At 42.3% G+C, this 8,042-nt stretch carries 13 protein-coding genes and 1 pseudogene; 9 read left to right on the top strand and 5 right to left on the bottom strand.

Annotated features, from left to right (window positions below; all coding sequences use genetic code 11):
- The 3 genes from C3B52_RS34750 to C3B52_RS34755 all read left to right on the top strand — a co-directional run.
- The coding region (locus tag C3B52_RS34750; protein WP_164684983.1) for an IS3 family transposase at nt 1–92 on the top strand (92 nt) is incomplete at its 5' end.
- Nucleotides 93–389: 297 nt separating this feature from the next.
- Nucleotides 390–518: a hypothetical protein gene (locus C3B52_RS37985; protein ID WP_268811928.1), complete on the top strand. Its 129-nt coding sequence runs from the start codon at nt 390–392 to the stop codon at nt 516–518.
- The gene (locus C3B52_RS34755) at nt 496–942 is read left to right on the top strand and encodes a (2Fe-2S)-binding protein (protein WP_123058878.1); all 447 of its coding nucleotides are present in this window, start codon (nt 496–498) and stop codon (nt 940–942) included. Before C3B52_RS37985 ends, C3B52_RS34755 begins: the two co-directional genes overlap by 23 nt.
- A gap of 131 nt (nt 943–1,073) precedes the next feature.
- On the opposite strand, the gene C3B52_RS34760 is transcribed toward C3B52_RS34755, so the two are convergent.
- Nucleotides 1,074–1,784, bottom strand: coding sequence for a hypothetical protein (locus C3B52_RS34760; protein WP_103110904.1), 711 nt, complete (start codon nt 1,782–1,784; stop codon nt 1,074–1,076).
- A 243-nt stretch (nt 1,785–2,027) separates the two neighbouring features.
- Here C3B52_RS34760 and C3B52_RS34765 point away from each other — a divergent pair, with 243 nt between their 5' ends.
- From C3B52_RS34765 to C3B52_RS37670, 4 genes and pseudogenes are all read left to right on the top strand, one after another.
- A complete protein-coding gene (locus tag C3B52_RS34765) occupies nt 2,028–2,741 on the top strand; it encodes a hypothetical protein (protein WP_235615961.1) in 714 nt (237 codons plus the stop codon).
- 5 nt (nt 2,742–2,746) lie between these two features.
- Nucleotides 2,747–3,469, top strand: coding sequence for a hypothetical protein (locus C3B52_RS34770; RefSeq protein WP_164685072.1), 723 nt, complete (start codon nt 2,747–2,749; stop codon nt 3,467–3,469).
- Nucleotides 3,470–3,661: 192 nt separating this feature from the next.
- Nucleotides 3,662–4,111 carry a hypothetical protein gene (locus C3B52_RS34775; protein WP_235615962.1) on the top strand — a complete coding sequence of 150 codons (450 nt, stop codon included), beginning with the start codon at nt 3,662–3,664 and terminating at the stop codon, nt 4,109–4,111.
- A 209-nt stretch (nt 4,112–4,320) separates the two neighbouring features.
- Nucleotides 4,321–4,473: pseudogene (locus C3B52_RS37670) on the top strand (class I SAM-dependent methyltransferase); the annotation flags it as partial.
- Here the strand turns inward: C3B52_RS37670 and C3B52_RS37080 are convergent.
- On the bottom strand, nt 4,456–4,719 hold the full coding sequence (locus C3B52_RS37080; protein ID WP_164685073.1) for a hypothetical protein: 264 nt from the start codon (nt 4,717–4,719) through the stop codon (nt 4,456–4,458). The pseudogene C3B52_RS37670 and the gene C3B52_RS37080 overlap by 18 nt on opposite strands.
- Before the next feature lie 240 nt (nt 4,720–4,959).
- On the opposite strand from C3B52_RS37080, the gene C3B52_RS34785 reads away from it, so the two are divergent.
- Nucleotides 4,960–5,376 (top strand): VOC family protein, encoded by a 417-nt coding sequence (locus C3B52_RS34785; RefSeq protein ID WP_103110907.1) that lies wholly within the window; start codon nt 4,960–4,962, stop codon nt 5,374–5,376.
- 80 nt (nt 5,377–5,456) lie between these two features.
- Here the strand turns inward: C3B52_RS34785 and C3B52_RS34790 are convergent, their stop codons facing one another.
- Together C3B52_RS34790 and C3B52_RS34795 are read right to left on the bottom strand one after the other, a co-directional pair.
- Nucleotides 5,457–5,882, bottom strand: a complete 426-nt coding sequence (locus C3B52_RS34790; RefSeq protein ID WP_103110908.1) for an SRPBCC family protein — start codon at nt 5,880–5,882, stop codon at nt 5,457–5,459.
- Between the two features lie 73 nt (nt 5,883–5,955).
- A complete protein-coding gene (locus tag C3B52_RS34795) occupies nt 5,956–6,912 on the bottom strand; it encodes a sigma-70 family RNA polymerase sigma factor (RefSeq protein ID WP_103110909.1) in 957 nt (318 codons plus the stop codon).
- Between the two features lie 157 nt (nt 6,913–7,069).
- Between C3B52_RS34795 and C3B52_RS34800 the strand changes: the two genes are divergently transcribed.
- The gene (locus tag C3B52_RS34800; RefSeq protein ID WP_235615963.1) at nt 7,070–7,666 is read left to right on the top strand and encodes an AAA family ATPase; all 597 of its coding nucleotides are present in this window, start codon (nt 7,070–7,072) and stop codon (nt 7,664–7,666) included.
- A gap of 135 nt (nt 7,667–7,801) precedes the next feature.
- On the opposite strand, the gene C3B52_RS37675 is transcribed toward C3B52_RS34800, so the two are convergent.
- Nucleotides 7,802–8,042: hypothetical protein (locus tag C3B52_RS37675; RefSeq protein WP_235615964.1), on the bottom strand; the 241-nt coding region annotated here is incomplete at its 5' end.

Below are 8,042 nucleotides of genomic sequence, written 5' to 3' on the forward strand. Positions count from 1 at the left end.
ATATCGACTACTATAACTGCAAGCGAATCAAGACAAAATTAAAAGGCTTGAGTCCAGTACAATACCGAACTCAAACCCTTCAGATTGCTTAAATAAAATACGTGTCCAACTTTATGGGGTCACTTCACAATAGGCTGTTTTTTTTATTCTAAGGTCCAGCTTTGCCCATAAGAGTATTGGTGGCGACGCCATCCGCATGAGCATTCGACTCCACAAAAATATAGGATGCCAATATTTGAGTTAAAAATAGTAATTGATATGGTAATAGAGGGGGTGGAGCTTAGATGAAATCGGTAGGAAAATGTCGCTTGCCGCACAAGTGCCACTCAACAAGCTTCCCTTGACTCCCGAATCGATCTGGGAAGCAAAAAGGAGAGAGGGCAATCACCATGATTCCGTTTGACTTTGACTATATGAAGCCTGAATCAATCCAGGAAGCGATCTCCATCTTCCGCCAATGGGAGGCAGCGGGCAAAGAACCGAAATACTACTGCGGTGGGACTTATTATCAATGGTGAAAGAAAGACAACATTCTGTCGCTGCTCAGACACTTTGCTGACTGTGCTTCGAGAACATATGGGGCTGACTGGAGCCAAACCGGGATGTGAAAATGGGGATTGTGGAGCATGTACCGTGATTGTGGATCAGATTCCGCAAAAATCATGCTTGTGGCTGGCAGTAGAATGTGAAGGAAGGCAAATTTCCACCATCGAAGGTCTGCAAAATGCCTCAATTCAACAAGCCTTCAGCGAAAAGTGGGCTTTTCAATGCGGCTATTGCACGCCTGGTTTCATTATGAATTGCCATGCATTGGTAGAAGCATATCCGGAAGCTACTGATGTCGAAATCGAAAATTGGCTTCAATCCAACATATGCCGATGCACAAGCTATCAAGAGATAAAGGAAGCTATTCAGTCGGTCCTTGCAGAAAAGAAAAACTGAGCATCATATTTGAGAAAGGAATGGCCCAGTTTGGGAGATTCAGTTCAACAGAGGCAGTCTAGGACTATATTATCGTGTCCTGGACTGCTTTTACGATGGCAGCAGTTTAGCAACGCAAAAACGATTTTATACTATCTTTTATCCACTTTCACCATAGACTTTACTATTTTTGTTAATTGCTCTGGTGTTGTTCGTCCAGTCATAATGTACCATGTTTTTCCGTTATCATAAGACCAGCCAGCATCCGAACTGACTCCCTCATTTGTTTCAATAACTGTTATTTGTCCTTTTGTCGCATCATTAACAGGATTAGTACCCTTTGGTAAGGTTGCCATAACACGCTTTATCATATGAAAAGCATTGTTGGTATTCTTCGCCCATACTAGATACTCCCAGCCGTTGTCTTTCCAAATAAATGCTCTCTTATTCGCGAAGTAATCCACATCAACCCCGTTGAACTTGATGGTTCCTTCCTGTATTTCAAATACTTCGAATGTGGAGAAAGGCTTTTTTCGATAATGAGGTAGGGTTCCTGCTGACATCGTCATTACATCGAAAGTGAGAGTTCTTGCTTGTCCATCAGGAACTTTTTGTCGTGAAATTTGGAACAAATAACGGTCTTTACTTGCTTCTAATTTGCTCACGAATAAAGGCCCCAGCTGTCGAGAAAATTTAGATGAAGCTACATGAGAAGGAATATATACAGGTATATCTACTTTTTTTAGTACTTCAAGAAACTTTCCATCCCATGTAAACGGTTCGACATCGTCGTCTTGATTAGCGTTAGCTGCAGGTACAAAAGCAATGAGTAAAGCTACAAAGAGCCACATTATTTTCTGCATAAAGCACCTCCACACTTATTTTTTAAGCTGTGGTAATTTCTATGCAGAATAATTTGCGAAACAAACAGGGGCTATCCTTTTTTCGTTGTTCCACCAATAGCTTTGGAATAAAAATGTAATTAATGGTAAAATAAAGAAAACTCTGAGGTTTAGTGTTTTCTAACGGGATTGGTTGTGCGATTAGCTGGGCTGTATTCGGCAGTTCTATTTGAAATGATTACGAAGTGAGAGAGGAGGTATGGTGTGGGGATAAATGGAAATTACAGCATTATAGAAATAATAACTGTAATTTTAGGGTGGCTTCTTATTGCTTTTTTTGCCTATAGGATTTATCAAAAACAAATTGTAAAACCGAAAGTATGGAAGATTCCACTAATAATACTTGTCGGTCTTTTTTCCTTTTCGATTGATTTGGGTATGTTTGATATCATATTAAAGTTGCCAATTTTACCTCTTGGTGTGTGGATCTTGTATTTTGTTTTTAAAGGCAAAGATGAGAGGTGGCAGACTTGTCGATCCTTCGCTTGGTTAGGCTTTGGGGCGAATTTTATTTTCTTTGCATCCACCTTAATAACAATACCAATCCATCAAGTGATATACCCCAAAGACGAACTATCAGTCTATATCTCAAAGGTTGAGAATGCTTCCATTATAAACACTCACCCATCAGCTAAGGACAGATCACTAAATATAGATAGCCTTCAAAATCAACTCGATACAATGAGGCAGGAAGCCATCTATAGTCAACAGTGGTACAGAGAGACCTATATTGATATTGATTCGAATAAAAGGAACGAACGTTTTCCATATCAAGTCATTGGAACATCATCAAAATGGGGTAGTGGTCTTCAGACATTGATTTTTATTGAAGACGATGGAAAAGGAATTTTATTATCAACACCGAAAAAGCAACTTTATTTTCGCTCCAAAGATTCTCTAATAGAGGAGGGAGAATAAAAGTGATGAAGAAAAAGCTAAAGCTATGGTCTCTTTGTATTTTTATTATATTGCTATCTATCATTGTATACTGGTTCTATTTTTCGAAGCCTACCTCTTTTCCAACCAATGAACAATTGGTTGCAGAGATGAATAGAGTCTATCCAGAGGCGACCGCAAGTATCATTCAAGACACGATTCCTATTGACGAGCGCCATGTATTAGCTCCTTTTATTTCCAAAGGGGATGACTATGGTCTTAGCTATTGGGTATGGAAAAATCATAAATGGAAAGTTGTCTCGATTGATACAAAGGGGAAACCAATGCTATGGAAGCTTAATAAAAGCGATCCTTCATCGTTTTATTTCGTATGGAATATTGACCCAAGAGATCAATTACGTTCTATTCATTTTTATTTAATTAGAGACAGAGGATATCACATCACACAAGGGATAGAACATTACAATCCAAGAGTACAAATGGAGAAGAGAGTCTCTCTTCAAGAGAAATCTTATGGATTGATGGAACTGCCCGACGATTGGGTAAAGTTCATGAATGCATACATAAAAGTAGAATCAGCAAAACAATCCCCCGAACGAGATATGTATTTTGGGTGGATTCCATATGATCAGAAGGATAAGGGAATTTTTCCAGAGAACTCTGTAAATGGAGCTTCGTATTCAAATGGTGAAATTGGCTTGGAATATTTGATGATATTAAATAAGGGAGACATCGAGATTCCAAGATAGCCTACTTAGGAGGTGGGTTTATGATTTCGTGGGAATCACTGGTGAAGGTAAACCAATACGGAACGAGGCAATTATTTCGCAGACCTGTTTACGAATATAGGCAAAGTGATAGTTTAAAGGAAGATTTTTTCAACATAACCCTTACCATATGGAGGAAAAATAAGTAAGGGTGATCGTATGAGAAAAAGATGCATGTTGGTTCTACTTCTTCCCATTGGAATTATCTTTTCATCTGCTCAATCAACAATGGCTGTACTTCAGCAGGAAAATAAACCTTCAAATTTTGAACTAATTAAAGGTAAGGATTCGATTGAATGGGTTGAAATGTGGGATGAGCCAACAACACGCGAGGAAAAATTGGAGCGTATGTTAACAACCGAATTACAACGAAGGGCGTTATTTGCTCTCCAAGAAAAACAATTCTTAAAACCAGGCAATGCACACCTGTATAGTTTAGACCCATTCAAGGTAACTGACTTTAGAAAGATGAATGGTGGCTTTTATGAAATTGATGTATTGGTAAGTGTTCATAGAGTGATTGACAATAATATAGATAAGAAAGCAGAAAATTATTGTATCACATTCAGACACAATTATGATTTAGGATTTGTTGTCACAGGATGCGAAAAGATAGCTGAATAGTATTGGTGGTCAGTTTAATAGCAGGAAGAGGATACTTGCCCAACTTCTTAAATTTAATTAGATCGTTAGATGAATAAAAGCTCAACACAGCAGCTGCCTTGTAAAGGCAGCTTATTTCGTTAAGCCGAAGGGCAGTTATCTTGAAGTGCACAGGTTAAAATATGGTTATTAGTGATCAAGCTATCGAACAATATTTGGGGAGGGCCGGCATGGATAAGAAATCTATTTATAAAACAAACAGTTTCTATTGGGATACAAAAGGAAATGACTTCTTAGGAGCAATCGTTCTTCCTTTTTATGGAGCATTTGTCTCAGAAGAAAAATGCCAGCTTTTTGGCGATGTCTCAGGGAAAAAGATACTCGTCGCGGTGCTCGCTAAGATAGGCGATCTCTTCTTTTGACAGTTCCGATTTGATCCGTCGTTGTTGGAATGGCAGATGCGTTCTGCCTTTGATGTCCATAGTCTCGATAACTTCCTCAGTCTTCAACGGCTTGGAATTCGCTTCGCCTTTTTCGTTAAACAGCTGGACGAGTTTTGCAGCCAGCGCCTCCGCCGCTTCCTGCTTAAAGCCTGTTTTGAAAAGTAAAGTATAGGGGTCACCCGACACCCACCCTTAAATTGTCATATATTCAGACGAATTCCTTTTTAGAGAGGTTCAATTTTTATCCCTCCACAATAAGAATAAGCAACCTTACGGGAATGGCGGGTATCCGAACTCAATACCAATTATTTTTCAAAATTTATGCTTCCGAATCCATGTGACCGATGAATTCCCGGATCGGCTGTCGTCTATATAAACAAAGGCATAAATGAATACAAACTAATTTGACGAAGAGGTGTTTTGAAAATGGCATTAACGTCCGCATTCACGAGCTTCAACCTGCCTGTAAAAAACGTAGAACAATCGAAAGCGTTCTTCACCGGACTCGGATTCGAGCTCAACCCGCAATTCCCCGATAACGAGAATTCGGTAGCCATTGTGATCGGCGACAACCTGCAGGTCATGCTGATCAATCAAGCATTCTTTAATACGCTCACGGAGAAGGAATCCGTCGATACGAGCAAGTATGCGCAGATGACGATCGCATTGGCCTTCGAGAGCCGGGAAAAGGTCGATGAAATCGTGAATACCGCGGTCTCCTTGGGCGGGAAATTGCACGCTGAACCTGAAGATCATGGGTTCATGTATCATTGGGGCTTCGTGGACTTGGACGGCCATCTGTGGGCCATTAACTACATGAACATGGATGCGGCACAAGGTTAAGGCTATTCGGAGAGCACACTCGTACTAGGGTTCAAAAAGAAAGACGCCGGGCATCTTCCCCGGCGTCTTCTTCGCGATGATTAGTTTTGTTCGGTATAGGCTTTGAAATTGTCCATGATCGCTTGCCAGCCTGCTTGCTGGAACTCGACGGGATTGGAGCTTTCCGCGTCGAACGTTTCAATGACCTTCGTCTCATTCCCTTGATCGACGAAAGCAATATCCACTCTTCTTCCGTCTTCCATGGTGTAGCCGATCGCCTCATGCCGATTCACGACATCGTAGACGCCGCCAAAATCAAAGCCCATGCTGCCATCCTTCGCTTCCATCCGTGTCAGAAACTTGCCGCCGACCCGCAGATCGTTTTCGGCTCTCGGCGCATGCCAGTCCTCGGACGCTTGATTCCACTTCGTGATGTGATCCGGCTCGGTCCAATAGCGCCATACCTTCTCGACAGGGGCTTGAATGACTGCTTGCACGGTTACTTTCGTCGTGTGACTCTTTTCCATTTTAAATATACACCTCTCTCATGATATTCGTCGTTTGGTTATCATTGATATAGACGTAAGCCAATGACGAAATTCATTGGTCAATTCGCTCTGGCAGTCCAAATCGCGAAAATAATGGCGTATGAATGAAGTTTTGAACGTGCAGGATTTGATTTTCTTTGGTTTCGATGACGTGGATGCCCCAGGGTACCAGGCCAGATCCCTCTTTACCCGGCATATACTGGGCCAACGCCGGATAACCGCCATTCACCGTAATGGGCACAAATCGCGAACCTTCGCAATGCCAGCGAGTAAGCGAATAGAAGGCGGACAAATCTTCCTTGCCGCGGATCCACATCTCGAAGGGCGGCATCGACATGCAGCCTTCCTCGTGGAACAACGCGACGAGTGCAGCAATATCGAATTGCTCGAAGGCCTCCACATACCTGGACAGCAGCTGCTGCTCCGGTTGAACGTCCATGCTGCTGAGCTCATCCGAGCGAAGCTGCGCCCGGTCCATCGTCTCTCGGGCTCTTTGCAAGGCGCTGTTCACCGCTGCCGGCGACATCGCCAACGTTTTCGCGATCTGCTTGGAGGACCATTCAAATACATCCTTTAAAATGAGTACCGCGCGCTGCCGCGGAGGCAAGGTCTGCAGGAGAGCGATGAAGCACAGTTGAAGGGTATCTCTGCGGACGAGCCGATCCTCCGGATTGCCCCCAAAGTCGGGAGACGGCCAGATCCAGGCAGAGTCCGGCAGCGTGTCGCGCGGCTCGACGATGGCGACGGCCGGGTCGAACAGGTCAACGGGAAGCGCGCGGCGTTTGGAATGTCTCAGCTTGTCCAAGCACAGGTTGGTGGCAATCCGATAGACCCAAGTTTTGAACGAGGAATCCTGTCTGAACGTGCTCCAGCTCTGCCAGACCCGAATACTCGTCTCCTGAACGGCATCATCCGCATCGTCCATGGAGCCTAGCATTCGGTAACAGAACGAGGTTAAGCCCGGCTTCAAGCTTGCAAATAATGATTCGTCAAATGCGGTCTCGTTCATCGCGGCCTCCCTTAACAATCTCCCCGAAGGGGGTACCTTCATCCAGGTATATTCATTAATCGGCTCCAGGCCTATGAGGGTGGCTTCTCTAAAGGTCATTGCACAAATTATAGTTCAACATCTATACTATGATTTCCTGTACTACATACATAGGAAATTGAAACAGTTTTCCGCAAACTTTATTCAGAATTCCTTTAGGTTAGTTGTCATAACTGTAGGTAAAACCCATAGCGGAAAAACCACATTTGCTAAAGAATTAGAACAGCACTTACACAACTCAGTCGTGATTGACCGAGATGACCATGCTGAGTTCATCAATACATATTATAAAACTATGCTACCTAAGCAAGGGGCGAATATATTCAAGAACGCAATCTCTCAAACAATTGTTGATTATGCTGTGAATGAAACAAATTTTCACCTTATTTTATGCAATTCTTATCGTTCTCGCAAAGGCCGCTTGGATTTGCTTGAACGTTTTCATCAAAAAGGATTTGTCAGCATTGTTGTGACTTTTGATATCCCCGATCATATTCTTCAAATTCGAATTGCCAATAGCCGGCGAAGTACAAATATCTTCAGGACTGCTTCTAATTTTGAAGAAGTGCTTGAACGCCAACAAGCTGATTCTCATAACGGCGATGTGTTGGCACCAATAGAAGGAGAGGCAAACCATTTGTTTGTAATCAAGGACAGTAGTGAGGTTCGTTCTGTCATTCAAGAGATTGCGAACATAGCTAAAAGCTTATGCTAGTTCAAAGCATGCCCGCGAGCGCTGTTAAAGACAAATTCCTTTCATCTTAGACTGATCCCAAATTTGAATTAATGAAGGTTCAAAACTTTTTCCAAGTATTTCATTTGATTAAGTCAAATATTCGTGTTATATTTGTTATCCGCCTTTCAAAAGGGGCGAAACAAAAAGAACCCAAATTACCTGTTGACTTTGATAGATCATACGTGGTATATTGTGATTCTGGCACTTTTGAAGTGCTTGTAAAAATGTTCTTTGAAAACTGAACAGCGAAAGCGTTAATGAGTCTATCATTAAATGATTTGCCAGCTTTGAACCAGTAACAAACTTTATTGGAGAGTTTGATCCTGGCTCAGGACGAACGCTGGCGGCGTGCCTA

It is taken from the genome of Brevibacillus reuszeri (assembly GCF_002897295.1).
Lineage (GTDB): Bacteria > Bacillota > Bacilli > Brevibacillales > Brevibacillaceae > Brevibacillus > Brevibacillus reuszeri_A.